This window comes from Alteromonas halophila, from assembly GCF_014651815.1.
In the GTDB taxonomy this organism is placed as follows: Bacteria; Pseudomonadota; Gammaproteobacteria; order Enterobacterales; family Alteromonadaceae; genus Alteromonas; species Alteromonas halophila.
Map to the genome: position 1 here is coordinate 663,430 of NZ_BMXP01000002.1, position 26,195 is coordinate 689,624.

The window sequence follows — 26,195 nt, forward strand, 5'->3', positions numbered from 1 at the left end:
AACAGGATGATGGATTAAGAATTATGAATTGTATAAGCAAATTTTTGACAACAAGTCTGATTGCGCTATCGGTCGTTTCTTGCGGCGGAAGTGATGAATTAGACAGTGAACCCCAAGCGGTACTCACAGAAGATCAGGTAGCGACAACCGACAACATAGATGCTTTGGTTATTGCTACCTATTCCTACCTTGGAAATGACCATTACACAGCGCCAAATTTTCTCTGGCCGACAGGGAATCTTCGGGCTGGTGATGCGCATAAAGGAGGAAACGGTCCCTCTGATATATTTGCCTATCATGCACTTTCAATGTACGAGCCGTTAGTGCCTGATATGGAGTCTTTTCCACCTGACTTAATTGATCTTAACAATAAGAAATGGACGCGTAATTACACTGGTATATCTCGGGCTAACTCGGCGCTTCAGGTTATTGCAGAAACGCCATCTGGTGAGCTGCCAACTGCAGATGAGAAAGCTGCTGAGTTACGCTTCCTTAGAGCTATTTTTTACTTTGACCTGAAAATTCATCACAAACATATCCCCTGGATTGATGAAACAATGACGCAGGAAGAAGTATTAGCCACTACAAACAGAGACCTCACTGACCAGCAGTTATGGGACAAAATTGCTGCGGACTTTCGCTTTGCTGCGAATAACCTGCCAGAAGTTCAGCAGGATGTCGGCCGGGCATCGGCGCTGTCTGCAAAAGCCTATTTAGCCAAAACGTTATTGTACCAGGCGTATGAACAGGACGAGCTGCACAATGTAGTGAATATTAATCAGCAGAAACTTGAAGAAGTAGTCAGCCTGGTTAATGACATTGAGGCTAGTGGACAATACGGTTTATACGACGATTATGCAGAAAACTTTCTGTTTGAATTTGAAAATGGCAAAGAATCCGTATTTGCCATTCAGCGCTCACTGAACGATGGCAGTCCTGATGGCAGAGGTTCATGGTCAAGTGCCCTGAATGCACCCATGTCAGGTGGTTTCGGTTGCTGTGGTTTCCATGTTCCAACAGAAAACTTCGTCAACGCGTTCAAGACTGACAATTCAGGACTTCCCCGCTTCATCACGTTTAATGACAGCGTGTACAACGTGAATAATGACTATGTTGATCCCCGTCTGGATCACACCGTGGCGATGGAAGGCAAACCATTTAAGTACGACCCTGAAATTATCCATGGTGGCGATACCTGGGCACGCGCTCCTGGGATTTACGGTAACTATACCGGTATGAAGGACCTTGAGCATCCTGAGTGTGACTGCCGCGGTGAGAATGGTCCGTTTCCAATATTCTCTTTAAATACCGTATTAGTCCGGTATGCAGATGTATTGCTGTGGAAAGCAGAGGCGCTCATTGAGCTGGACCGCTGGGAAGAAGCAACGCCAATTATTAACCGTCTTAGAGAACGTGCTGCAAACAGCACAGACAGGTTAAATGATGCGAGCCTATACCGCATTGGAACCTACGACACGTTCGCCAGCAAAGCGGAAGCACGTCAGGCCTTGAGATGGGAAAGACGAGTAGAGTTAGGTCTGGAAGGGCATCGTTTCTTTGATCTGGTCCGCTGGGGTATAGCCAAAGAAACTATTGATGAGTACCTCACCACAGAGCGTGGCAGAAAGCCCTATCTGGAAGATGCTGCATTTACTAAAAACAAACATGAATACCTCCCAATCCCTAATCAGCAGATTAATCTGAGTGGTGGAATTTATGTACAGAACCCGGGCTATTAAGCCCGGCGTTTCTCAAGTGTTTAAGAGGTACGATACACACTATGAATAAAATAGTTTACTGGTCACTCACAGTTGCAATAGCTGGATTTTTATTTGGCTTCGATACAGCAGTGATATCCGGTGCGGACCAATCCATACAGGTACTATGGGAAACTACTCCGCTTTTCCACGGGTTGTTTGTCATGTCATCGGCGCTATGGGGAACGGTGATCGGTGCATTGATGGGTAACTGGCCTTGCGACCGTCTTGGGCGCAAAAAGACGCTGGTTCTCATTGGTGTGCTTTATTTACTTTCTGCAGTAGGTTCGGCGCTCGCTCAGGATCCGTATACCTTTGCCATTCTTCGGTTTATTGGGGGGTTAGGCGTTGGCGTATCTTCTATTGCAGTGCCAGCATATATATCTGAAATTGCGCCAGCGAACGTAAGAGGACGGCTGGTTGCGACCTATCAGTTTCAAATTGTATTTGGGATCCTGGTGGCGTTTCTTTCAAACTACTTGCTCTCCGGCGTTATTGTTGAAGACTGGCGTGTAATGCTGGGCGTTGAAGCCGTTCCTGCGTTAATTTACTTTTTGATGGTACTTAAAGCGCCTGAAAGCCCCCGCTGGCTGTTGCTGCACCGCAATGATGAAGCTGAGGCCAGGCGGATTTTTCTGGAATTACAGAGTGAGGATATTGAGCAAACCATTAGCGCTGTAAAGAATGATAAAACGGGGGGAGACAAAGAATCTTTGTTTAAAGCTGAATACCGACTTCCAGTGCTACTGGCGTTTTTACTCGCAGCTTTTAATCAGTTGTCAGGTATTAATTTCATAATCTATTACGCACCACGAGTATTTGATATGGCAGGTTTAGACGGCAGCGCAGCCTTGTTGTCAACTGCCGGGGTAGGGTTGGCTAATCTGGTTTTCACCATGATTGGATTAAGTTTGATAGACCGGGTTGGGCGTAAATCATTGATGTATATAGGGTCAGTAGGTTACATCCTGTCTCTAGCAACCGTAGCCTGGGCTTTTAGTAGCCAGGTAAGTGGTGCCATTGTCGTTAGTGCTGTGTTTATCTTCATTGCATCGCATGCGGTGGGGCAGGGCGCTGTCATTTGGGTTTTCATCGCGGAGATTTTCCCGAACTCTGTACGGTCTAAGGGGCAGTCTTTGGGAAGCGGCACCCACTGGGTCTTCGCCGCACTTATTACGCTCGTAATGCCTCAGGTATTAGCCACTTTTACAGCCACCCAGGTGTTTGGATTCTTCACGTTTGCAATGTTTTTACAGCTTCTTTTCGTTCGATTCATGATGCCGGAAACGAAAGGAAAAACGCTCGAAGACGTCTCAGCAGCGTTATCAAAATAGAGGCATTTTAGTTATGAAAACAATGTTAGGTCTTATTATTTCTACAGCTCTTGTTGGATGTTCCATGAATCAAACCAGTCCACTACCCGAGAGCCCGGCACATCATGTCGAGGCTGAACGCAACGAAGCTTTTCGTCCTCAGGTCCATTTCTCTCCCAGTGAAAAATGGATGAATGACCCGAATGGCATGTTTTATCTGGACGGTGAGTACCACTTATTCTTTCAGCATAACCCAGATGAGTCAGTATGGGGCCCTATGCACTGGGGGCACGCCGTAAGCAAAGATTTGATGCATTGGGAGGAGCTGCCGATAGCGCTTTACCCGGATGAACTCGGTACCATTTTCTCAGGCAGCGCGGTGGTTGACTGGAATAACACAAGTGGCTTAGGGACCAAAGACAACCCTCCAATTGTTGCACTGTACACGTATCATAATGCCGAAATGGAGAAGCAGGGGGCAATTGATCATCAGACTCAGGCACTTGCTTTTAGTCTGGATAAGGGAAGAACCTGGGAAAAGTACTCAGGTAACCCGGTTATTGAAAACCCAGGCATAAAAGACTTTCGCGATCCAAAAGTAATGTGGCACGAACCTTCAGAAAAGTGGGTGATGGTGCTGGCCCAAAAAGATCATATAGGCTTTTACAGCTCAGACAACCTGATTGACTGGTCTTTAGAAAGTACTTTTGGCAAAGAAATAGGAAATCATGGCGGCGTCTGGGAGTGCCCGGAACTACTGCTAATGCCTGTTGAGGGGACCAATGAATCTCGATATGTGTTATTAGTAAGCATCTCCCCTGGCGGCCCCAATGGCGGCTCGGCAACGCAATACTTTGTAGGCGATTTTGATGGTAAAGAGTTTGTTTTGGACTCTGCCTGGCAGCGTGAACTTGCACCAACGGTAGCGACGTTCCCGCAAGGCACGGTTTTCGAAGACTTTGAAGGCGGTGTTGGTAAGTGGACGTCAGAGGGCAATGCTTTTGCAGATGCTCCAACTGATGGTGGGCATGCTACGCAACCTCCCCCCACTGGTTATTCCGATGAGTTTCTTGCAAACAGTTTCGCTGATGAAGATCGTGCTACAGGTACACTTACCTCTGACCCGTTTACCATCTCCAAGCCATTCATCAACTTCAGAATTGGAGGAGGGCATCATCCTGACAGAGTAGGTATACAACTTGTAGTTGATGGTGAAGTAGTTAGATCTGAAACAGGGGTTAACCGTGAAACACTCCATTACGCAAGCTGGGACGTTAGCCAGTGGCAGGGTAAGTCTGCCTTGCTGAGAATTATCGATAAAGAATCCGGAAGCTGGGGACATACTTATATCGATGACATTGTTTTTGCAAAATCACCTGCATCGAATCGTATTGAGCCCGCTATTTGGCTGGATCACGGCACTGATAACTACGCTGGTGTGACTTTCTTCAATTCGCCGGATAGCAAAGAAAAGCGCCACGTTTTTATGGGATGGATGAGCAACTGGCTCTATGCCAATGAGGTACCAACAGAAAAATGGCGTAGCGCTATGACACTCCCCCGTTCGCTGAACCTCGTCAATACCGGTGAGGGACTTCGAGTCCGCAGTAAGCTAGTTGATGAGGTGGATAATTTAGTTGAAGCTTCTGCTGAATCTTCAAAACTGGCTTCAGGAGAAACAATTAGCCTTTCAGCCATCGATAGCACAGGAAGAGAGTCAGCGCTTCGCTATTCTTTTGAGGTTCCCGGCGATGCGACTTCAGCCGTCTCGATTCGCTTTGAAAACGAAAACGGTGAGTTTGTTGATATTAAAATCGACCAACAAAAATCGGAAGTCTTGCTGGATCGAAGTAAGTCTGGAGAAACGTCATTCAATGATAAGTTCGGGAAGGTGCAGCAGGGAGTTCTAACTACAACGAGTGATGCGTATAACGTAACCGTAGTGGTTGACCGTTCATCACTGGAGCTGTTTATTGATAATGGTACAACAGTAATGACATCACTGGTTTTTCCTGAGTCTGTCTACGATACGATGCGTGTGGAGGCAAACAGCCAAGCAGTGCATCAGATATCCGTTGAACGTTTGGCGTCCGTGTGGTCTTCTGATTAAGTAACAAAGCCTGGGATGTTATTATGAAGTGGCAGTCAAACTCTGCATACTGGTCATCCGCATTAACGTTCTTTGCGTTTTTCCTGACCTGGTCGTTTTGCTATTCCCTTTTTCCTTTATGGTTAAACCAAACCCTTGGACTAACCGGTAAGGAAACGGGGGTAGTTTTTGCGACCAATGCCATGGCTGCCCTATTCATAATGCCAGTATATGGTGTCCTTCAGGACCGGTTGGGAACCGGCAAGCAGCTTCTGTTTGTGTTGGGTATCCTTATGGCTGGTGTGGGCCCATTCTTTATCTTTATTTATCAGCCATTACTGGAATCTTTCTTCCTTCTCGGTGCCGTAGTTGGAGCGGTGTATAGTGCGTTAACTTTCGGTGCCGCAGTAGGAACGCTTGAAGCGTTTATTGAAAGGCTTGGTCGCCAGCATGATGTAGAGTTCGGTAAAGCCAGGTTGTGGGGGTCGCTAGGCTGGGCCAGCGCTACATTCATAGCAGGTGGCCTTTTTAACATTGATCCCAGATTGAACTTTGCACTTGCGACAATCACCGGGCTGGCGTTTATTCTTTGCTTATTCTGGTTACCTAAATCGACGAGTCAAGCTTCATCCAGAAAGAGCAAAGTTGGTCTGAGTGAAGTTTGGTCGCTTTTTCGGCAAGGTAAATTCTGGCGGTTAAGTGTATATGTGATGGGAGTATCCTGCCTTTATCAGATATACGACCAGCAATTTCCTATCTATTTCTCATCGTTGTTTTCATCGCCACAGGAAGGTAACAGGTTTTACGGTTATCTGAACTCGCTACAGGTATTTGTTGAAGCGGGAATGATGTTCGTAGCCCCCTATATTGTTAACCGTATCGGGCCAAAGCAGGGGTTACTTTTAAGTGGGGCCATCATGGCTATTCGTATGCTGGCCTCCGGCCTGGTAGCAGACCCTGTGTCAATTTCACTGGTGAAATTGCTACATGCACTGGAGCTTCCTATCTTACTGGTAGCGATTTTTAAATATATTGTTGTGAACTTTGACGCAAGGTTATCAGCAACGATTTACCTGATAGGTTTTCATGTATTTACGCAGGTAGTGACAACACTTCTCTCATCCCCGGTAGGAGAACTGTACGATGAGCTTGGTTTTGCAGATTCCTACTTACTGCTGGGAAGTATAGTAACCGTAAACCTCATCTTCTCATTTTGGTTGCTGGAAAACCGAGAACAAGCTACAAACCCGGAACCGGCTAAAATGACTGGCGGCTGACAAGCGTAAATTGAGCCGTTTCTTTTGCCTTGTCTGTGCGCTCCTCAAGCAGGTAATTAAATGCCCACTGTCCCATTTCATAGTGGGGAAGGGCCATGGTAGTCAAGCCTGGCTGTACGAGTGATGGAATTATATCCCAATCATCGAAGCTGCCTATGCCAATATCTTTTCCTACCTGAAGCCCCAACGCCTGAACAACAAAGTACACTTCAACCGCTATTGGATCCTGACCACAAAGGATAGCATCAGGTTTGAAACTGTTAATCAATTCTGCGGCCCGGTTCCGGGTAACTGAATGCTCCCCATCCTCATCATTAATGATGACTGATTCTATAATTAGGTTGTCCGGAGATTGTTTAGCGTCAGCAAATGCTTGTTCAGCGCCTTTCTTTCGAAGCCTCGCTGCAATGATATTTTCATTCAGGTTCAAAAAAGCAATGCGATTATAGCCTTTGCTTAACATACTGGCTGTAATCTGGCGTGCAGCTTCCTGTTCATCCGGGACAATAGAGGGGTAGTGGCCATCGCTGTCGTAGCAGTTAGCTAACACAGTGGGAACTTCTGAGAAATGAGAAGGCAGTTGCACTTCCCGGTGGTACATAGCGGCATAGATAATGCCCTCTGCTCGGTGCTCAAAAAGATGATTCACGGCCCCTTCAACGCTGTATTTATCCACATTAACGTTGAGAACCATCAACTCCTTATTATGCTTCCAAGCCAGGTCTTGTGCCCCTTTTATAAGATCAAAGGTGTAAGGCACTCTGAGTAACTCATCTGCAATAAAGCCAACAACACCTGACTTTTTGCGACGAGTCATTTGGGCAGCACGATTCGGACGATACCCAAGCTCTTCTATCGCCTTAAGTACCTTCTCTCTGTTCTTAGGCTTCACGGTAGGGTCGTTATTTATTACCCGGGAAACCGTTTTAAATGCGACACCAGCGTGTGCAGCCACGTCCTTAATTGTCACCATGTCAGATGATTTCCGAATTTTGGCCTCAATTTCAATACTCTAACGCTACACACTTTTGTCATATTTTTCTATAAGTTGATAACAACTCTGATGTTTTGCAGGACGAAAACAAAAATGTAAAAAAGTTGTTGAATTTCTGTTCGGCTGACACTAGCATTATAAAAAGACAACGTTGTTTATTTGAGCGGGACATCCGAGAAATGAATGTCGAAAGGCCGGTAGGTTTTTGACATACCCAACTAAAAGCAAACGGACATAGCCCTTCTGGAGGCTATGGAGGAAAACCATGAAAACATCAAAACCCAATATGAAAGGGTGGAAACTATCAGGACTAATGTTGTTGGTGAGTGCTTCTCTTTCAGCATGCTCCGATGATGATACAGATAAAAATAAGGTCGATGCTGAGCTAATTATCTTACAGGAGGGACAAAACGCTTCTGATGTCATTGGCGGTGGAAATGCTCCTGACGAGCAAGAGCCTGATCAAGATATTGTCATCACAGATAATCCGGAAAATTCTGGTCACCCCCTGTTTAGCAACCCTGAAGATAGTGAACAGGTACTTTCGGGCTTTGAGTTTTGCTGCGGTCAGTACAACACTTATGCCGAACATGGTTTTGGGGCAGTAACCGGTGACTTTAATAAGTTAGATGGAGGCTGGTGGGGAGCCGACGTAGCCGGCGTTATTGGGGAACGTGTTTTCTCAAGCTTCGGCGATGGATTCAACAGTGATGACGAAGCGCTGGGCTGGATAGGCTTTGGTGCAGTCGGTACCATGGATAGCCCATCCTTTGAAATATCCGAGCGATTCATAAACTTTCTGGTAGGTGGTGGTAGCAATGGCGTATCAGAATCAAATACCACCGCGCTGGCGCTGATTATTGAGGATGAAATAGTGCTTCAGGCCAGTGGCGACGATACTGCCATGAGTATGCGGTGGGTAAGCTGGGATGTTGCAGACTATGCTGGAATGACTGCGAAAATTCGCTTTATCGACCACCACTCTGATGATAAATCTGATACTTCTTTGCCTTATCTTTTGGCAGATGAGTTCAGAATCTCTGATGAAGCGGCCGCTGTTCCAGAAGCAAGCAGTAAGATGTTGGTGTCGGCTACTATTTCCGTTGAGCCCGAGGTGGAGGGTGTACCCGCGTTTAGTCGCGTGTCAGATCCTGAGCAGAACATCGCTGGATTTGAGTTTTGCTGTGGACAGTTTAATACTTACGCTAATCACGACTTTCGTGCTACAGGCGACATGGACAAACTTGATGGTGGCTGGTGGGCAGCAGATATTATCAACCATCAGGGAGAACGGATCTTTACCAGCCGAGGGGATGGTTTTTCGGCCGACGGCACCGGACTGGGATGGATTGGCGACGAGGCTACTGGCACATTGAGTTCTCCTCCATTTGAAATTACGCATAAATTTTTAAATTTTCTTGTGGGCGGCGGTACCAACGACTTCACCAGTGACAATGCAACCGCGGCAGTACTTAGAGTAAATGGCAAGATTGTGCGCCAGGCTGTTGGAAATGGTCTGGAGTCGCAGGTTGACTGGTATTCCTGGGATGTTAGCGCATTACAAGGTGAGACTGCAGTGCTGGAAATTATTGATCAGCACAAGGGAGAAGACGATGGAAGTCTGCCTTTCATCATGCTGGATGAAATTCGTCTTGCTGATTATGCAGCTGTAGAGCCCAGTAAAGATGACTTTGTCACTATGCCCGACGGCCACAATGTTTCCCTGCCTCTGGTAATGGCTGATCCAAACCCGTTTTTCCGTGATGGTGAATTCTACATTTACTATTTAATCGACACGGCATTCCATGATTGGTACCTCACGAAATCGAGCGATCTTCAGCATGGTAGTTTTCCACAAAGAGTACTTGAGGCTACAGGAGATACCAACACACAAGACCAGTGGACAGGATCTGGTAGCGTCGTAGAGGATGCACAGGGGCAAACTCATATTTTCTTTACCGGTCATAATGCTGACTTCAATCCAGTAGAAGCGGTTATGCATGCCGTGGCAACAGACAACACGCTGACAGACTTTACTAAAGTTCCTGAAGATACCTTTACGGGGAGTAACGGTTACAGCGATTTTGACTTCCGGGATCCGAAAGTATTCTGGAATGAAGATACCGGTAATTACTGGATGCTTATTACCACCCGTTACAATGAACAAGCAGCAATTGGTTTGTATACCTCTGATAATCTTGTTACCTGGGCTCCACAGGAGCCCCTGTTCACGATGAATTCACCTCTGAATCTTGAAGTGCCCGACTGGATCGACTTTGGTGACAACCAGTTCATGGTGTTCTCAGATCAGAATGACGGCGAAAGAGATATTAAGTATCTGCATCAGACGAGTGCTGGGTGGGAACTGGCTGATTACACTTCTCTTGATGGTAAGTTCTATTACGCCGGGCGAACTGCTTCCTCAGAAGACATGACGCTCATGTTTGGTTGGATCCCGCACAAGGTTACCCGAACCAATGCCGGGGTTGGTACTTTTGGCGGAGATTTGGCAATTCATCAGCTACAGCAAACGGACTCTGGTGAGTTGGCTGTAAAAATCCCGGACACTTATAAAACAGAGTTTTCCGAGGCTATCGCTACCGATATACAGAGTCAGGAGGGGGCGGTATCAAATGATACTCCAATTTCATTGATGTCATCGTCTTCTTTTACATTGAATGCGGTGAGCGAAAAGAACCGCTTGTCTATGACTGTAGAAAGTGAAACATCAGGCGGAAGATTTGGACTTTACTTTCCAACTGATGCAGAAGGTGAGCAGGTTGCCAGACTAGAGTTTGACACCAACAGCAATCAGGCATCGTTTTACTTTGGAGACACCCCTCCAACAGGTGGTGCGAGCGTTACTCCCACTCCCGCACTAGAAGGCGAGCCTCTTTTTTCCAGAACGGAAGCGCCTGAACAGAATATTGCTGGATTTGAATTTTGCTGCGGACAGCACAACACATTGTCTGTACATGAGTTCACTAACGTCACAGGCGATTTTGTGAAGCTAGATGGAGGCTGGTGGGGTGGCGATGTCGCCAATAACGTCGGTGAAAGGGTGTTCTCAAGCTTTGGTGATGGTTTTGAAGAAGATGGAACCGCTCTTGGCTGGATAGGCTTCGGCGCAACCGGAAGCGCAGATACACCTGCTTTTGAGATTACCAAGCCCTATATCAACTTTTTAATTGGCGGTGGTTCCAACCCATTTGACAGTGCAAATGCGACGGCCATCGTGTTACTTGTAAACGGCGAGGTTGTGCGCAGCCAGTCAGGAGTAGACGCTGAAAAAACGTCGGATGATAAGTTCTTACTGGAGTGGGCTACCTGGGATGTCAGCGAGTTTATCGGACAGACCGCGGTTATCAGACTGATAGATCATCATTCAGATGATGGTACAGATACCGCCTTGCCATATTTGATAGCAGATCAGTTCAGAGCAGCGGATTTACCCGCAGTGAGTGACGGTGAAGAAGTGAGTTCCGGGAGTCTGGATGCACAAGTAGCGGTACCAATGGATCTTACCTCCGGCGTGAAGCTTGACGTGTGGCTGGATCCGCAGTCGGGTCTAGGCACAGCATATATTAATGATTTCAGAGCGCTAAGTTTCCGGCTTTATGATCTTGATGAGCGTCCTGTAGGTGTTTATACGCGAGGTCAGGCCGTTTCAGTATCTGATCTACAAAGATTTATCGAAAATCAGTGAACGTGAACCAGAAGCAGGCCAACTTAGTGTGGTCTGCTTTTTTATTTATATAAGCGAGAAATGATGAGCAAAAAAGTTATTTGTATTGGTGAGGCGCTAATCGACTTCGTTTGTACTGATGTGGGAGAAAACAAGACTGATAAGGAGGTGTATTTAAGAAAACCTGGAGGAGCCCCCGCAAACGTTTCAGCATGTATAGGAAGATTGGGTGGGCAGGCAGAGTTTCTAGGTGCAGTCGGCAAGGATGCTTTTGGTGATTATCTGATAGATACGCTTAAAAAATATTATGTCGGAGTTAGCGGAGTTCAAAAAGTAAGTGTTCCTACTACGCTCGCGTTCGTTACCTTGCAGGACGATGGTGAAAGGGAGTTTATATTTAACCGGGGGGCGGATGCTGAATTTACTGTTGAAAAGCAAAGTGACTGGGATAAATTCTCAAATGCTATTTTTCATTTTGGCTCAGCGACCGCCTTTTTAGAAGGCAGCCTGCAAAACGCTTATTTTGCAATGGCTGAGCGCTGCAGAGACAACAACCTAGTGTGCTTCGACCCCAACTACCGGGTAGATCTTTGGAAAAACAGACTGGAGATTTTTAAAGCAAAGTGTAATGCCTTTTTTAAACTGGCCGACATGGTAAAGGTCAGCGAAGAGGAGTTACAACTTCTTACCGGCGAGCCTGATTTACAAATGGGGTGCAACGTTATCCACGAGTTTGGTGTTGATATAATATTCGTGACCATGGGAAATAAAGGCTGTCACTTGTCAACGCATGAAGAAGCTCGCACCGTTGCTGCTTTCAAAATTAATGCAATTGACACTACCGGAGCTGGAGATGCGTTTATAGGGGCCATGTTATATAAACTTTCATCGTTTGACTCCGTGGATGATTTGACTTTTAACGAGCTTCAGACGGCAGTTATTTTTGCACAAAAGGTAAGTGCGACGGTATGCGAGAAAATGGGAGCAATGACCGCATTACCCACTGAATCTGAAGTTCAGACGAGAGAGTTTGAAGCCGCAGACTGAGGCTGCTGCTAACCGCTGTGGCCCCTACCGCCCAATTTATTAGAGGCCGTTTTAAACGAAGATGGAAAGCGTACATTTCCAGTCAGATAGTACTTGCTATCAGAGGCTTCATTTTTATGACTTGCGCTAACTGCGTTCTCGAAATTTTTTAGTGTTGGCAGATGTATTTTTTCAAAATAGCAACACGGTCACATGGCCCCCCAGGGAGCGGGAGGTGGCTCAACAGACTGACGTAAGTCAAAATCTACCCGAAACTCTCTGCCTTCCCGAACCAGCTGGTAGCTGAAGCGCTCTGGATAGATGAAAATTTTCCATATGTTATTGATGGATTGCGGCAGATCTTTTTCAGCAAACATCCATTGCGTATAACTGTCTGCGGGAAACGATTGCACTTGCGCATAACCCGCTTCGTGATTCAGGCCACCATACATGGTCACGTCGTCTTCGCTGCCGTCTTTGTGCCGGTGATCGTGCTTAAGACTCAGGCCGCTTCCGGTCCGGGTGATGATCCAGGTACGAGAACGGTCATCACCGACATGAAACGGAATATGTATTTGTGTGTCGCTGCATTTTCTGACATGCATGACAAGCGCTTTACCAGCAAATGATTCTGAGCCAGTTGTGTCGACTGTCACTTTGCCTGAAAACGCCTTTCCACATAATTCTGTCAGGGCCTGAAAAAAGGCCTGCTGGTTAGGATGAGAACTTAGCGAAGGAGACGTTTGGGCAGCCTGCAACGACGCATTGATGAAGACGAGAAATAGCGCGACGAATCTCATGGTGGTTGGTCCTGTATATGGGGTATTGCGGTCAGTATACATGAGCCTGATGACAGGCTCTCTTCATATCTGCCTAAACAATAAATACCGCGTCTGAATGAAAACATGGAAAGTCTTAATAGCTGTCTCGATGGAGTTTTTGTTACCTGGCTTCGGTGCCGAATGAATGCGACAGCGCTTAGAAGTGCAAAAGCGAAATCAACTTGATTTTAGCTTTTGCAATATTGAGCAATTTTCAATCCTTTGACTATTACAAGACGTGGCTAATGAAGACAACGAGCTTTCTAGCATGGCAAGCTCTTTTTGGGTTTGCCTAATGCGACTAAGCTGTTTATCGATCATCTCATCTACCACAGAGCAAGAAGCTTTAGGATTTTGTTGCCCGTCCAGTAATTGCCTGATGTCATCAATTGAAATATTTAATTCCCGGCAACGCCTGATAAAGACAAGTGTTTCTATATCACCGTCTTCATATTGTCTGTAGCCGTTCTTATTCCTGCGTGCAGGAGCGATTAGTCCAACTTCTTCGTAATAACGAATCGTTTTAGCAGACACGTTTGCTGCGGTAGCGACGGCGCTTATTTTGATATTGACCTTCCAGTAGCAGTAACCTTTACAATCAATATACATCAAAAGTTACCCTCACAGAACGCACTTATGTCTTCTTTATCTCGTCTGGCTTTATGCCTCATCTCTGTTAGCTCTGCTACGCAGAGTTTTGCCAATCAAGAGTTTTCGTCATCACAATCAAATGACAATGAACAAAACCGGGCACAAGAACTTCATGATGAAAGTGAGCATCCTCATGAAGAGCACAAGCATTCAGGTGATGTCGAGAAAATTGTTGTTCAGGCGACGCGTACTGGGCGCATTGCTGATGACCAGCCTATGCGTGTCGAGATCATCAATCGCGAAGAAATAACTGAAAAAGCCACAATGCGTCCGGGCAATATTTCCATGCTTGTGGCAGAAACGGGCGGGGTTCGCGTTCAGACCACATCACCTGCACTAGGTAGTGCAAATATCCGCTTACAGGGGATGTATGGCAGGTATACGCAACTATTGGCTGATGGCTTGCCTCTTTACGGAAATCAGGCGGCATCAATTGGCCTGTTGCAAATTCCCCCAACTGATTTGGGGCGTGTAGAAATCATCAAAGGTTCCGCTTCCTCACTATACGGTGGTTCGGCATTAGGTGGGGTAATCAATCTGGTCTCACGACGACCCGGCGATGTATTCAGTGGTGAGACATTAATTAACCTGACCACGCGTGATGGACAGGATATGACCGCATACGCAGAATCGCCGCTGTCTGACTCATTAAAAGGTTCGGTTACCGCGGGCGCACATCATCAACAGAGTGTGGATACCGACGGCGACGAGTGGATCGATTTAGCGGGTTATGAGCGATATTCGGTTCGCCCTCGACTTTTCTGGCAGGGAGATGACGGTGAGAGCCTTTATTTCACCGCGGGTTATATGACAGAAAATCGAAACGGCGGTACTCTGACAGGAGGGCAGGTTGCCGATGGCAACCCGTTCCCACAAGCTCAGGACTCACAGCGAACGGATGGAGGGCTTGTTTTCTCCATGCCAATAGGTGACAGCTATACGTTTTCCACCAGAGCGTCCGCAATGGTGCAACAACATGATCATCTGTATGGTGTTGTTATAGAAGATGATAAGCACGAAAGCTATTTGATTGAGAGCAGTGTATCCGGCTACAGTGATAAGAGTGACTGGGTTGTGGGTCTGGCCTATCACTCAGACATATACGCATCAAAAACTTTTACTGAGTTTGATTATTCATATGAGGTGCCCGGGCTTTTTGCGCAATTAGACTACGAACTGACTTCTGAAGTTACCACTTCTTACAGCTTTCGCGTTGATGAACACAATGAATTTGGTACCCAGATAAGCCCCAGAATCTCTGTGTTATACCGCCCCGGCGATCTGACTATCCGGGGATCATACGGACAGGGGTTTTATGCGCCTACCCCCTTTGTTGAAGCAATTGAAGCGGCTGGGCTGTCGCGACTTGAGCCTATTCAAAATTTATCAGAAGAACAGGCTGAGACCGCCTCTCTGGATTTTACCTATACCTTTGAAAACATCGAAACCAGTCTAACGCTGTTCGGCTCAAATGTTGAAAACGCGACAGAGCTGGAAGCATTTTCCTCTACTGATACCGCAATAATGGATAGGGGGAGACTGGTCAATGCTGACGGAGAAAGTCAGATTCGAGGTTCTGAGGTGTTGCTTCGGTACAAGTGGCAGGATATTAAACTGACCGCAAGCTATCTGTATCTGGATGCGACCGAGGAAGTGACACAAGCGAAAGATAGACAGGAAATGGCGCTCACTCCCCGACATTCAGCAGGTTTTGTTGCTATGTGGGAACAACATGGAAATTTCCGGGCAGGCTTTGAGGCTTACTATACTGGCTCTCAGCAATTAAATAACAACCCGTACATGAATGAATCTAAACCCTACTGGCATTTAGGCCTGATGGGAGAAATCACAATGGGGCGTGTGAGCTGGTTTATCAACATGGAAAATCTGCTGGACGTAAAGCAAAGTGACGAACACCCCCTGTTATTACCCGCAAGAGCACCTAGTGGGCAATGGACAACAGACATTTGGTCAAGAAATGATGGGTTTATTGCCAATGCAGGAGTAAGAATTAAATTTGGAGGGTGACCTGTTCACTTTTGATTTCGATTCTCAGCTAAATGTAGCGGCTTACCACTACGCGTGGCTATTTGTGCGCCGGGCGTCAACGCCGTTAATTCGTGAGTACCGTAGAGCGTAACTATCATCTGAAAGCAGAAAAATGGTGGCCCCACCCTGACTTGAACAGGGGACCTGCCGATTATGAGACTCAAACCGAGCGTTTACCGATAGTTACTTTGTTTACCTGTTAATTACTTATTGTTCCATATAAATCAGTGGGTTATTGAGGTTTTGTTATCTCTGTTGCTTAATTTTTTAAGCAATTCAGCGCATTAGATTTTGCGCTCAAAGTAGCACAGAGGTAGCACAGCATGTCAGCAACAAAATTCAGATTTACAGAGCAGGCCATTGAAAAACTGTCAGGCTCAGAAAAACGGGTTCGATATTACGATGCTCAGATGCCAGGTCTCATCATTGACGTTCTTCCCTCAAATAAAAAAACCTTTCGGGTATACAAGAAGCTTCCTGGCACACAGAAACCATTGTCGGTCACTATCGGCACATTTCCATCTATTTCCTTAGAACACGCTCGTAAACAAGCCAGGAAGGCCATGGCGGACATCGCTGATGGAATGAACCCAAATGATAGCAAACGTCACTTCAGGGCCGCCTCAGTCACGTTAGAAACAGTTTACGAGAGCTACAAACTCTCCAGAAAGCTTAAAGAAACTACGTTACGTGGCTACGAGCAGGTGATGGACTGTTATTTTGATGATTGGGCAAAGAAGCGTTTGGCTGACCTCACAGAAACCCGCATCTATCGAAGGCACTGCGAATTGACTAAGCGCAGCCCTGCACAGGCAGACTTGGCCATGAGAACGCTTAGGGCGCTTTTTAATTTCGCTAGAGCTGAGTATAAATCCTCAGACGGGAGAACGTTGTTTCCTCACAACCCTGTCACTATTTTGTCGGAAAAACGTTGCTGGAACAACGTAGCCCGCAAGCAGACAAGACTTCGACCCTCACAGTTACAGCCATTCCTTAAGGTAGTTAATGAGATGCGTGATGAAGCCATGGTTCTCCGCCAAGACTTTACTGCAACAGTGTGTGATTTTGTCGAGTTCATGGCGTTTACAGGGCTGCGCAAAACGGAGTTGCTTGAGCTGGAATGGAAAAACGTATTTTTATACGACCAGTTATTCTGCTTAGACGATACAAAGAATGGTCAGGGGCTGGAACTGCCAATCACTAAACCGCTTGAGGAAATCCTTAAAAGAAGGGCTGAGTACCGCGTTTCCGGCTTTGTGTTTGGTGCTGACAACCATCATGGCAGGGTGGTGGAGCCTAAGAAAATTATTAAACAAATGAACGAACGGGCGGATGTTTCTTTTACACTTCATGATCTTCGCCGCACATTCTGTTCGGTTGCTGAAACAATTGGCGTAGGTACTTACACATTAAAACGGCTGCTTAATCACAAAACCAGTCGTAGTGATGTTACTGCTGGATATACAGTGCTTACAGCAGAAGAGTTAAGAGAACCAGCAGAAAAAATTTGTCAGAGGATTTCTGAATACGCTGGTTTTGAATTGGATATCCCTGATAAATCAATGGTGAAACTAACAAAGCAGCTAAAAAGTTTGACCAAGGAGCAGCGAGTCGAGCTTATGTCTGTGTTGATCGGGTAAGTTTCCTATATATTTGAACTTCCGGTTACATAGCGAAAGCAATAATAGAAACACTGAAACCCGGTAAAGAATGCTCGGATTGAAATTATTGAAAGTGCTCAAACTACAGTTTCTACATGGTTCTGAACACTTTCGATGCAGAACAGCTGATTAAGAGAAACCCTGTAGCCGACTCGACACCTGCCAGCATTCGTAAATGTCCGGTCGGCTCGATACTTCCAAGACCTAGTGTAGTAATCGTCGTGAGCGAAAAATAAAAAATATCGATGATCATAGCAGGTTGTTTAAAGCCTCCAAGTTCAAGGTAAATCCCTACCTCATACGCGAGTGTAAAAATGATAGCGAGTAAGAGCTGGCTTGAAATGGCAATAAACACCACCGCCTGAGTTTTTGCCCGGGTTTTTTCCAGTTTCCCGCAAACGTAGTCGGCTATTACCGAGATATTAAATAGATGAATTGTTACGCTCATTAAAAGTACAGCAGCGCTGATAATTATCGCGAAAAGCATTGTGGTTCCTTCACTGGTATGGATCTTGACTAGTCATATTATTAGTTCCTTATCCCGTTCTGATGGGAGGATATTACACAAATTAGTTTTTTCTTAAGTAAGGATTACAAATGAAATACACAAAATTTGCTGCAATGATCATCACATCAACCATTGCGATGTTCATTATGATGTATTTGAACACTTACGCAGTTTCGCATGTATGGTTCAGTGAAACGCGAACCTATATGGCGCTGTATATGGGGGCGGGTATGGCAATCATCATGCTGGCTTTCATGCTGGGTATGTACAATAACAAAAAACTAAATGTGGCCATTTTCATTCTGGCTGCAGTTCTCTTCGCGGTTTGTCTCTACCTCGTTCGTTCCCAAAGCACGGTGTCTGACTCAGCTTATATGAAAGCGATGATCCCACACCATTCCATTGCCATTCTTACCAGCGAGCGCTCGAACATTGAGGACGTGCGCGTGCGTGAACTGGCAGACGGAATTATCAAAGCGCAGCGAAAAGAAATTAAAGAGATGGAGTGGCTGATTAACGATATTTCTGAAAACGGAAAGGTAACGTCTCAGGCCCAGGCAGAGCAACGGCCGCTTCCAGAATTTGAGGGCAAACTGAATAAAGGTGAGTAGAATGAGTAAGACAGCTATCCTGTATCGAATGGTGACTGACGAACATATTTGTCCTTATGGATTAAGATCGAAAGATTTGCTGGAGCGTGAGGGGTTCTCCGTAGAAGATCATCACCTCACCTCGCGTAAGGAGACGGATAAGTTTAAACAGAAACATGACGTCGAAACGACACCTCAAACGTTCATCAATGATGAGCGGATTGGCGGGTATGATGACCTCAGGGACTACTTCGGTAAGGGCGAAGCTGGCCAAACGGGGACCACCTATACGCCTGTCATCACCATTTTTTCTGTAGCGGCACTGTTGTCCCTGGCGTTTCAGTTTGTTGTCTCAGGTGAGTTCGTATCGATAAGAACCCTGATGTTGTTTATTGCCTTTTCGATGACACTTCTTGCGGTTCAAAAGCTCAAAGACTTATACAGCTTTACCAACTCTTTTATCACCTATGACCTCTTGGCGATGAAATGGTTACGTTATGGCTATATTTACCCGTTTATTGAGGCTTACGCAGGTATTGGCATGATTGCGCAACTGCCAGCTCTCGCCGTAGCACCATTCTCTTTGTTCATCGGTACGGTTGGTGCGATATCCGTTTTCAAGGCGGTTTACATTGATAAGCGTGAGCTTAAATGTGCCTGTGTAGGTGGTGACAGCAATGTGCCGTTGGGGTTTGTGTCGCTGTCTGAAAACCTGTTTATGATTGCAGGTGCGTTGATCATGTTGCTGATGTAAGTCGTGCAGACTTTCCCGGTCGCCTCTGGACTGGCGTACAGAGGGGAGCGGGAATAGCCACAGGCTTCAGGCAGTCATTTACTTACTTTGCTGTTGACCAGTGCAAGTGTGCGATTTTCCACTTGCCTTCATGTTTTGTCAGAACCGCCGTTTCGTACGAGCGATATGTTTTGCCTGATTCAGTGGTATTTTCAGACACCGAGAGTGACGTAGCGGAATCGCCATACTCGGTTACTGTGTGCTCAAGGAGTTTTGAAGACAAGCTGCTGACATATTTCATATCTGACAACATATGGTGAGATGCGTATTCCTGTGCGCTTCGTTCAATACCACCACCCTCAACAATCATGACATTTTCTGCCAGCAATGATTTTGCAACGACGTTGTCCTGGTCTTTTAAGGCCTTATGGAATGCCAGTACAGCCTGCCCCGGTGCTGTCTCGCTGCCAGACAGTTTTGACTCGTGTGCCCTGGTTTCGTTGCCATGAGCCAAAAGGGTGGGTGAGACGGCAGTCAATATCAATGCCACTAAGAGTTCCCGCATTATTATTCTCCTAATTAAACTGGGGGCCCACCACACTGGTTAATACCGAGGTGATTAACAGCAGCGTAAAGGCTAAAAGTATTTCAATATTAATAGAGCGTTTCAGTTGCGCTTTGTCGTCAGCATTCTGCATAGTCGGAACCAGAACAAAGCGGTGTCGTGCAGCCAGTAATAGTAATAGGCCGACAATCAGCATTTTACTCAGAAAGGTGAGGCCATATTGCGACTGAATCAGGTCTTCTGGTGAGGTGAAGAGGGTGTACGCCATATAGATACCGAGCAGGACTAATGTGGATACCAGGTAACCTGCCGTCCTGCCAAAGTCAGTCATTATTGTTTTTGTGTCTTCTGCGCTGAAGTGCAGACATACCATCTTCAGCGGTAACAGCGCGCCAAACCACCAACCCATAATGGCGACATGCGTCGCCAGTATCAGTTTATCGGCGAGTCCTTTTTCTGCAATGTGTCCCACGAGCGTGAAGCTATAAAGGCCATAAACTATAATGACAGTCATTATCGCTCTTATTGCAAGCAGTGGGACCTGCTTCATTAAAACCAGAAGCAATGTCGCTATCGCTAGGGCAGACATCAGCATTCTGGTCAGCGCGACGTCACCCACCGGCGAGTCCCACATCACTTCAAGCATGATGGGATCAAACACCCCTTGCAATCCGCTTTCAGAAAACGCGCCGGTCTTGGCAAAAAACCATGCCGCAGAGGCAAAAAGTGAGAGCACCAGCACAGGAGCCAGATGGTAAACGACATGTTTGCGAAAATCCCGATTCTCAGCGGGCTTGTGCATTAAAAAAGCAAAACCAACAATGCTCGCAAAGCCAAAATAGAAAATGGCTTTGGAAACAACGATAGATGCGTTCCAAAGAATCAACTCCATGGGGTTAGCTTAGTGCACCATAAAAGAGAACGACGCTTTCATTTTATGGCCATCTCCGCCCATCGCTATCCACTCAACCGTATAGGTATCGGGCTTTAAGTCTTTCAATTGCCAGGTGTAAGCAGCCTGCTTCTTAGCGGTTGGCCTAAAATCAAAATCGACCTCACCGGTTTCATTCCCCGTAATGCTGACTTTCATTAGCCGCAATGGTTTGGAATAGGTTAACGTCAGTTGTTCAGGGGAGTTCATCAACATTGCATTGTCTGATGGAGAACTGCTTTCCAGCTTAACGTCACCGTGTGCAATCGCGCCTGCACTGAACATGAATAGTACGGCGAACCCAAGATTAATGATGTTTCGCATTTTTACCTCTTTTGTAACTATTGGGCTCTACGCCACTGTGGTGTGGCCTGAAAGTACGTGGGGAGCACGAGTATCCACACGTTACCAAGAGCCTGTAACTCAAACCGCGTCAATGATACGCAAATTTGATGGTTATTTCTTGCTTTTATAATGGAGGCTGTCCGTCGCCTTAATTGGCTAACATTTACATTTATAATGTAGATGTGTGGGATTTTTTATCGCTGATATTAAAGGCGTCGATTACGTAGTTGAATGGCTATTTCCGTAAGTGTTGAAATTCGCTGTCGATTAGGATCGATCTATTTTTTGGGTCGCACGTATATTAACTAAAATTCATGTAAGCGTTGAAGGCTCAAAAACCTGCGCCTATACTTTACGCTGCAGCGTTAAGTTACGCGTTAAAAATCAAGGGAAAAGGTTCACTACCCATGAGTATTAAGGTTCTTATCACGTGCATTGTTATATCTCTGGCCGCACTAGTGCTGCCGGTAAGTGCGTGTGATGCAGAATCAGGTCAACAGACAGTAGCAACGGTGGAAACGTTAATAAAAAACGCAAGTTCTGTTGATAATCATTCCATCGAGTTAGTAAACAATCCGCAATCAAAGAAAACAGCACATTTGCACTCGTTGCTCAAGAGTAATTCGGATTGCTGTGAGGACGGTTGCCAGTGCTTTATGGCAAATTGTCATCATGGGTCAATGTCGGTTTGCTTTTCACAAAGCGAAATGGCACTTAACTATGTTGAGCAATATGCTTTTATTGCTCTAGCTGTCCCGGTAAGTATTTATAGCCCCCCGTATCGACCGCCAATAGCCTGACTTTCGAGTTTCGAATCAAGATGTTTTTCCCAGGTTGACGTTATTCAGCCTGAACACATTCATTTTTAAAGGCTAACTTTATGAGTAATTCATTTAACGACGGTCGTCGCAGATTCGTTCTGGGCGCCATGACTGCGAGTGCCGCGGCGGCCCTGACTAAGGTCAGCCCGCTTTGGGCAGCGCCTGCAGGGCGTCATTTCAAAGATCAGGTACTGACAGATGATATTAAAAATCTGACAATTTCTGAGGCCAATTTAGCAATAGGATCACAAACGGGTTTACCCATTACTATTAACGGACAGATGCCAGGCCCGCTAATAAGGCTAAAAGAAGGGCAGCGTGCTCAACTTAATGTTACCAACCGACTTGAGCAGGATACGTCGATCCACTGGCACGGCATTATTTTGCCCGCGGGTATGGATGGTGTCCCAGGCGTTTCGTTCGCCGGGATAAAGCCAGGTCAGACATTCAATTATGCGTTTGATGTAGAGCAAAACGGAACATATTGGTATCACAGTCATTCCGGTCTTCAGGAGCAACGAGGGCATCTTGGACCGCTCATCGTTGAGCCTGCCGACGGAGACATCGGCGCTGACCGGGAACATACCATCATTCTTAATGACTGGACCTTTTCTGATCCACACGATGTGATGAGAAAACTGAAAGTGGCTGAGGGGTATTACAACTACCAAAAGCGGACCATCTTTGACACATTAGACGATGTCGAGAAAAAAGGGCTTGCTAAGACATGGAAGGAGCGCGCCATGTGGGGTGCAATGCGCATGAGCCCTCGAGACATAGCAGATGTGACAGGCAGCACTTATACCTACCTAATGAATGGCCGCACTCCGGAGGACAACTGGCAGGCATTATTCAATGTGGGTGAGAAGGTGCGCTTGCGGATTATCAACGGATCTGCAATGACCTACTTTGATTTCCGCATCCCAGGATTAGAAATGACGGTTGTTGCTGCTGACGGTCAGCCGGTTAAGCCGGTCAACGTGGATGAATTCCGCATTGCAGTAGCTGAAACGTACGATGTCATTGTCCAGCCAAAAGAACGAAAGGCTTATACCTTCTTTGCTGAGAGTTTTGACAGAAGCGGCTATGCCCGTGGCACGCTCACTCCATCAATAGGCATGACTGCTGCTATTCCTCCGCAACGAACTATCACGGAGCGCGGCATGGCAGCAATGGGCATGGACATGTCAGGCATGGACGGTATGAACATGCAAAAATCAGGAGGCATGAAAAAAGGAAAGGCTTCTTCAGAAATGGAAATGAAGAAAATGGCCCAGCATGGCGAGCACACGATGCATAGCAACATGATGCAGGGGGATATGAAGTCCAAACGCGTGCTGCCCATAGAGAAAATAGACATTGTCCATGATGACGATGGCCACGGACCAGGGGCCGCTATGATCGCGCAAAATCCGCAACCGCGTTTAGATGAACCGGGGATTGGATTAGAAGATAGTCCGCATCGCGTGTTGGTTTACGCTGATCTGGTAGGAGAGCATTCATGGCCTGATGAGCGGGAGCCTGAGCGCCAAATCGAGCTTCATTTAACCGGGAACATGGAAAGGTACATGTGGTCGTTCGATGGTAAAAAGTTCAGTGAGGTAGACGGGTATGTCCGTTTTAATTACGGAGAACGGCTTCGTCTGATTCTGGTGAACGATACCATGATGGACCATCCCATTCATTTACATGGTATGTGGATGGAATTGGAAAACGGCAATTATCCCAGACCCAGAAAACATACTATCAGTCTCAAGCCTGCCGAAAAAGTATCGCTGCAAATCAGCGCAGATGCCCCCGGGGAATGGGCTTTTCATTGTCACCTGCTTTACCACATGGAAGCGGGAATGTTTCGTGTCGTTCAGGTCGCCTAGGAGGTTAAAATGAAACAGTTATTAGCAGCAGGATTCATAACTCTCAGTTTAGGCTCCGGCAATACCGCCCTGGCCCAATCAAAAGATAACTGGCCGTCTCCCATTCCGGATGAAAATTATGGCCGGGTACTATTTGACCGGCTGGAATATACCCGTACTGATGAGCAACAAAACAGAGCTGTATGGGATATGCAGGCCTGGTACGGCGGCGATTATCATCGCTTCGTGTTTAAAAGCGAAGGTGAAAATACCCAAAACGATGGCATGCCCACGGATCTGGAACGCGCCGAGATCCTCTATGGTTATCTGGTCTCTGCCTTTTGGTCTGTGCAGGTGGGAGTGGGTACCAAAGGTGAACTTTCTTCAGATGCAGACATGGAAAATTATGCGGTGATCAGTTACCAGGGACTCGCCCCCTATTGGTTTGAAATGGAAAACTCACTGCGTATTAACGAAGACGGTGACATGCAGTTCATTAACGAAACCGAGTATGACTGGCAATTAAGCCAGGTTTCCTATCTGCAACCGCGCCTGGAAGTTGTTGCGAACCTCACCGACTCGGAAAAATACAACCGTCACAGCGGGCTGAGTAACATTCGCCTTGGCTTGCGCTATCGCCATGAAATAGTGAGGGAGATAGCTCCCTATGTCGGCGTTTATTACAGCAAAGCCTTAGGCAATACAGCTGACGCACTGAAAGCAAACGGCGAGTCAACCAGTGAAACTGGCGTCGTGTTAGGTGCCAGGATCTGGTTTTAAGAATTCTGCTCCAGAAGAGAGATACCGGCACTGGCGTGCCGTTTTTTTCTAAAAGTAACACCTTCGAAAATCTATTTTACTGGCCAATATTTTCATGTTCGCAGCAAGCGACTACTGCGACCGTTTTGGCTCAGATGACAAAAAGGGTTAAATAATATGAGTGATCACGAGCATTCAAACAATAAAGACTCGTTAAGTCTTTGGGGCGCGGTGTCAATGGGAACCGGTGTGATGATTGGCGCAGGTATATTTGCCTTAACCGGCCAAATTGCTGAGCTGGCTGGCACATGGTTTCCTTTTGCATTTCTGGTAGCGGCAATAATTGCAGGCTTTAGCTCATACAGTTACGTCAAAATGGCACAGAAATACCCCTCTGCAGGTGGTATCGCCATGTTCTTAAAAAAAGCGTATGGCAGAGGCCTGATGACCGGGGCCTGTGCATTGCTGATGTTTTTTTCCATGGTTATCAATGAAAGCCTGGTCGCCCGTACATTTGGCACCTATGTCCTGCAATTGTTCGACTCCCAGGGCACTGAGTGGCTCATCCCCGCACTTGGGGTAAGTCTTCTTATTGTTGCATTCATTGTCAATATTCTCAGCAACCAATTCATTCAGACGCTCTCATTTATCATGGCTTTTATCAAAATCGCCGGGTTAGCAATTTTGGCAGTAGGCGGGCTGTGGGCAACCGGTTTGTCGTTTGAAAGTGTTTCAGCGCAACCCCAGGAAACCAGCGCAACCGGATTTCTGGGAGCAGTAGCACTGGGTATTTTGGGCTACAAAGGCTTCACGACAATCACAAACAGTGGCGGCGAGCTAAAACAACCGGAAAAAAATGTAGGCAGGGCCATCATCATTTCTATTTCGATCTGTGTGGTCCTTTATGTTTTTGTCGCGTTCGCAGTAGGTGCAAACCTGTCAATTGACGAAATAATAAAGGCTAAAGACTATTCTTTAGCTGAGGCATCACGACCTGCCTTCGGCCAGTATGGCGCATGGTTTACGATAGCCTTTGCGATTATTGCCACCTCTTCTGGCGTCGTCGCGAGCATATTTGCAGTTTCTCGCATGCTTTCAATGCTTACATCAATGCAACTTGTGCCTCATCGTCACTTTTCGTTACCAGGAGATTTAAGAAGGCATTCTTTAATTTATACTTTGGTAATCGCGATAGTTCTGACCATATTCTTTGATTTAAGCCGTATAGCCTCAATTGGCGTAGTCTTTTACATCGTAATGGATATTTTCATTCATTGGGGGGTGTTTAAGCATTTACGAGATGGTGTACGAGCTAAAGCCTGGATACTAGTAAGCGCGATTATTCTCGATATCATTGTACTTCTGGCGTTTTTGTGGGTAAAAGCAAAGTCAGATATCTTCATTGTGTGGGTTTCTGTGGTCGGACTTCTTATTGTATTCGCCGCTGAGAAATGGTTTCTAGAACTACATGCGTATGAAGAAGATGACAAAAATTATAACTGATGTGAGTTATTGGGTTTTTATGACCCACAACCAATGGAAGATACAACCGTCAATGCGGGTTTAGTAACGGTCTAAACGGCGTGTACTGCATTCATGAAAAATCAAGGAAAATAACCGGCAACGTAATGCCGGTTATTTGAGAGTGTAAAAATATCTGTGTAAATGGCATTCTTATCAACTCCTTAGAAGGATATCAGAATGCCATTATCAGACAAACTCATCGACCAACTGCTTGACGGCTGTGATTCACCAGAAGACATTTTA

21 protein-coding genes are annotated in these 26,195 nt (G+C 46.2%); 14 read left to right on the top strand and 7 right to left on the bottom strand.

The annotated features are described in order from the left end of the window. Positions 1-23 precede the first annotated feature (23 nt). Genes IE054_RS06960 through IE054_RS06975 form a run of 4 tightly spaced genes read left to right on the top strand, consistent with a single transcriptional unit; the run spans position 24 to position 6,436 of the window. Positions 24-1,739: a RagB/SusD family nutrient uptake outer membrane protein gene (locus IE054_RS06960; RefSeq protein ID WP_189404682.1), complete on the top strand. Its 1,716-nt coding sequence runs from the start codon at positions 24-26 to the stop codon at positions 1,737-1,739. A 41-nt stretch (positions 1,740-1,780) separates the two neighbouring features. Further along, positions 1,781-3,091, top strand: coding sequence for a sugar porter family MFS transporter (locus IE054_RS06965; RefSeq protein WP_189404684.1), 1,311 nt, complete (start codon positions 1,781-1,783; stop codon positions 3,089-3,091). A 13-nt stretch (positions 3,092-3,104) separates the two neighbouring features. After that, complete coding sequence (locus tag IE054_RS06970) at positions 3,105-5,180, top strand: glycoside hydrolase family 32 protein (RefSeq protein WP_189404686.1); 2,076 nt, start codon at positions 3,105-3,107, stop codon at positions 5,178-5,180. Between the two features lie 23 nt (positions 5,181-5,203). After that, positions 5,204-6,436: an MFS transporter gene (locus IE054_RS06975; RefSeq protein WP_189404688.1), complete on the top strand. Its 1,233-nt coding sequence runs from the start codon at positions 5,204-5,206 to the stop codon at positions 6,434-6,436. On the opposite strand, the gene IE054_RS06980 is transcribed toward IE054_RS06975, so the two are convergent. Beyond that, positions 6,417-7,409 carry a LacI family DNA-binding transcriptional regulator gene (locus IE054_RS06980; RefSeq protein WP_189404690.1) on the bottom strand — a complete coding sequence of 331 codons (993 nt, stop codon included), beginning with the start codon at positions 7,407-7,409 and terminating at the stop codon, positions 6,417-6,419. The two genes, IE054_RS06975 and IE054_RS06980, sit on opposite strands and share 20 nt — an antisense overlap. Positions 7,410-7,695: 286 nt before the next feature. Between IE054_RS06980 and IE054_RS06985 the strand changes: the two genes are divergently transcribed. Both IE054_RS06985 and IE054_RS06990 read left to right on the top strand, forming a co-directional pair. Beyond that, positions 7,696-11,136 carry a glycoside hydrolase family protein gene (locus IE054_RS06985; protein WP_189404692.1) on the top strand — a complete coding sequence of 1,147 codons (3,441 nt, stop codon included), beginning with the start codon at positions 7,696-7,698 and terminating at the stop codon, positions 11,134-11,136. Between the two features lie 63 nt (positions 11,137-11,199). Further along, positions 11,200-12,162, top strand: a complete 963-nt coding sequence (locus IE054_RS06990; RefSeq protein ID WP_189404694.1) for a carbohydrate kinase family protein — start codon at positions 11,200-11,202, stop codon at positions 12,160-12,162. A 188-nt stretch (positions 12,163-12,350) separates the two neighbouring features. Here IE054_RS06990 and IE054_RS06995 read toward each other — a convergent pair whose 3' ends face one another. Both IE054_RS06995 and IE054_RS07000 read right to left on the bottom strand, forming a co-directional pair. Then, positions 12,351-12,941 (bottom strand): hypothetical protein, encoded by a 591-nt coding sequence (locus IE054_RS06995; RefSeq protein WP_189404696.1) that lies wholly within the window; start codon positions 12,939-12,941, stop codon positions 12,351-12,353. 198 nt (positions 12,942-13,139) lie between these two features. Next, positions 13,140-13,571 carry a MerR family transcriptional regulator gene (locus IE054_RS07000; protein ID WP_229805027.1) on the bottom strand — a complete coding sequence of 144 codons (432 nt, stop codon included), beginning with the start codon at positions 13,569-13,571 and terminating at the stop codon, positions 13,140-13,142. 27 nt (positions 13,572-13,598) lie between these two features. On the opposite strand from IE054_RS07000, the gene IE054_RS07005 reads away from it, so the two are divergent. Together IE054_RS07005 and IE054_RS07010 are read left to right on the top strand one after the other, a co-directional pair. Then, the gene (locus IE054_RS07005) at positions 13,599-15,641 is read left to right on the top strand and encodes a TonB-dependent receptor plug domain-containing protein (protein WP_189404698.1); all 2,043 of its coding nucleotides are present in this window, start codon (positions 13,599-13,601) and stop codon (positions 15,639-15,641) included. 344 nt (positions 15,642-15,985) lie between these two features. After that, entirely contained in the window at positions 15,986-17,302 is a 1,317-nt protein-coding gene (locus IE054_RS07010) for a site-specific integrase (protein ID WP_189404700.1), read from the top strand. A 112-nt stretch (positions 17,303-17,414) separates the two neighbouring features. Here the strand turns inward: IE054_RS07010 and IE054_RS07015 are convergent, their stop codons facing one another. Continuing rightward, positions 17,415-17,771, bottom strand: coding sequence for an ion channel (locus IE054_RS07015; RefSeq protein ID WP_229805028.1), 357 nt, complete (start codon positions 17,769-17,771; stop codon positions 17,415-17,417). 149 nt (positions 17,772-17,920) lie between these two features. Here IE054_RS07015 and IE054_RS07020 point away from each other — a divergent pair, with 149 nt between their 5' ends. Next, complete coding sequence (locus tag IE054_RS07020; protein WP_189404704.1) at positions 17,921-18,442, top strand: DUF305 domain-containing protein; 522 nt, start codon at positions 17,921-17,923, stop codon at positions 18,440-18,442. Between the two features lies 1 nt (position 18,443). Next, positions 18,444-19,175, top strand: a complete 732-nt coding sequence (locus tag IE054_RS07025) for a MauE/DoxX family redox-associated membrane protein (RefSeq protein ID WP_189404706.1) — start codon at positions 18,444-18,446, stop codon at positions 19,173-19,175. Positions 19,176-19,257: 82 nt separating this feature from the next. Here the strand turns inward: IE054_RS07025 and IE054_RS07030 are convergent, their stop codons facing one another. The 3 genes from IE054_RS07030 to IE054_RS07040 are packed head-to-tail and all read right to left on the bottom strand — an operon-like array spanning position 19,258 to position 20,974. Next, positions 19,258-19,719 (bottom strand): YybH family protein, encoded by a 462-nt coding sequence (locus IE054_RS07030; RefSeq protein ID WP_189404707.1) that lies wholly within the window; start codon positions 19,717-19,719, stop codon positions 19,258-19,260. A 10-nt stretch (positions 19,720-19,729) separates the two neighbouring features. Next, on the bottom strand, positions 19,730-20,611 hold the full coding sequence (locus IE054_RS07035; RefSeq protein WP_189404708.1) for a CopD family protein: 882 nt from the start codon (positions 20,609-20,611) through the stop codon (positions 19,730-19,732). A gap of 9 nt (positions 20,612-20,620) precedes the next feature. Then, complete coding sequence (locus IE054_RS07040) at positions 20,621-20,974, bottom strand: copper resistance CopC family protein (protein WP_189404710.1); 354 nt, start codon at positions 20,972-20,974, stop codon at positions 20,621-20,623. 428 nt (positions 20,975-21,402) lie between these two features. Between IE054_RS07040 and IE054_RS07045 the strand changes: the two genes are divergently transcribed. The 4 genes from IE054_RS07045 to IE054_RS07060 all read left to right on the top strand — a co-directional run bounded on the left by IE054_RS07045 (position 21,403) and on the right by IE054_RS07060 (position 25,931). Continuing rightward, positions 21,403-21,795, top strand: coding sequence for a hypothetical protein (locus IE054_RS07045; RefSeq protein WP_189404712.1), 393 nt, complete (start codon positions 21,403-21,405; stop codon positions 21,793-21,795). An 80-nt stretch (positions 21,796-21,875) separates the two neighbouring features. Further along, complete coding sequence (locus IE054_RS07050; RefSeq protein WP_189404714.1) at positions 21,876-23,690, top strand: copper resistance system multicopper oxidase; 1,815 nt, start codon at positions 21,876-21,878, stop codon at positions 23,688-23,690. Positions 23,691-23,699: 9 nt separating this feature from the next. After that, positions 23,700-24,449 (top strand): copper resistance protein B, encoded by a 750-nt coding sequence (locus IE054_RS07055; protein ID WP_189404716.1) that lies wholly within the window; start codon positions 23,700-23,702, stop codon positions 24,447-24,449. A 156-nt stretch (positions 24,450-24,605) separates the two neighbouring features. After that, the gene (locus IE054_RS07060; protein WP_189404718.1) at positions 24,606-25,931 is read left to right on the top strand and encodes an APC family permease; all 1,326 of its coding nucleotides are present in this window, start codon (positions 24,606-24,608) and stop codon (positions 25,929-25,931) included. Positions 25,932-26,195: the final 264 nt, after the last annotated feature.

Bases quoted from the DNA above. Each gene is read 5' to 3' on its own strand.
- IE054_RS07015 (WP_229805028.1), bottom strand. From the start codon at position 17,771: ATGAGCGTAACAATTCATCTATTTAATATCTCGGTAATAGCCGACTAC.
- IE054_RS07050 (WP_189404714.1), top strand. From the start codon at position 21,876: ATGAGTAATTCATTTAACGACGGTCGTCGCAGATTCGTTCTGGGCGCC.
- IE054_RS07055 (WP_189404716.1), top strand. From the start codon at position 23,700: ATGAAACAGTTATTAGCAGCAGGATTCATAACTCTCAGTTTAGGCTCC.
- IE054_RS07020 (WP_189404704.1), top strand. From the start codon at position 17,921: ATGAAATACACAAAATTTGCTGCAATGATCATCACATCAACCATTGCG.
- IE054_RS07025 (WP_189404706.1), top strand. From the start codon at position 18,444: ATGAGTAAGACAGCTATCCTGTATCGAATGGTGACTGACGAACATATT.
- IE054_RS07035 (WP_189404708.1), bottom strand. From the start codon at position 20,611: ATGGAGTTGATTCTTTGGAACGCATCTATCGTTGTTTCCAAAGCCATT.
- IE054_RS06960 (WP_189404682.1), top strand. From the start codon at position 24: ATGAATTGTATAAGCAAATTTTTGACAACAAGTCTGATTGCGCTATCG.
- IE054_RS06985 (WP_189404692.1), top strand. From the start codon at position 7,696: ATGAAAACATCAAAACCCAATATGAAAGGGTGGAAACTATCAGGACTA.
- IE054_RS07045 (WP_189404712.1), top strand. From the start codon at position 21,403: ATGAGTATTAAGGTTCTTATCACGTGCATTGTTATATCTCTGGCCGCA.
- IE054_RS06995 (WP_189404696.1), bottom strand. From the start codon at position 12,941: ATGAGATTCGTCGCGCTATTTCTCGTCTTCATCAATGCGTCGTTGCAG.
- IE054_RS07040 (WP_189404710.1), bottom strand. From the start codon at position 20,974: ATGCGAAACATCATTAATCTTGGGTTCGCCGTACTATTCATGTTCAGT.
- IE054_RS06970 (WP_189404686.1), top strand. From the start codon at position 3,105: ATGAAAACAATGTTAGGTCTTATTATTTCTACAGCTCTTGTTGGATGT.
- IE054_RS07005 (WP_189404698.1), top strand. From the start codon at position 13,599: ATGTCTTCTTTATCTCGTCTGGCTTTATGCCTCATCTCTGTTAGCTCT.
- IE054_RS06980 (WP_189404690.1), bottom strand. From the start codon at position 7,409: ATGGTGACAATTAAGGACGTGGCTGCACACGCTGGTGTCGCATTTAAA.
- IE054_RS06975 (WP_189404688.1), top strand. From the start codon at position 5,204: ATGAAGTGGCAGTCAAACTCTGCATACTGGTCATCCGCATTAACGTTC.
- IE054_RS07000 (WP_229805027.1), bottom strand. From the start codon at position 13,571: ATGTATATTGATTGTAAAGGTTACTGCTACTGGAAGGTCAATATCAAA.
- IE054_RS07010 (WP_189404700.1), top strand. From the start codon at position 15,986: ATGTCAGCAACAAAATTCAGATTTACAGAGCAGGCCATTGAAAAACTG.
- IE054_RS06965 (WP_189404684.1), top strand. From the start codon at position 1,781: ATGAATAAAATAGTTTACTGGTCACTCACAGTTGCAATAGCTGGATTT.
- IE054_RS06990 (WP_189404694.1), top strand. From the start codon at position 11,200: ATGAGCAAAAAAGTTATTTGTATTGGTGAGGCGCTAATCGACTTCGTT.
- IE054_RS07030 (WP_189404707.1), bottom strand. From the start codon at position 19,719: ATGCGGGAACTCTTAGTGGCATTGATATTGACTGCCGTCTCACCCACC.
- IE054_RS07060 (WP_189404718.1), top strand. From the start codon at position 24,606: ATGAGTGATCACGAGCATTCAAACAATAAAGACTCGTTAAGTCTTTGG.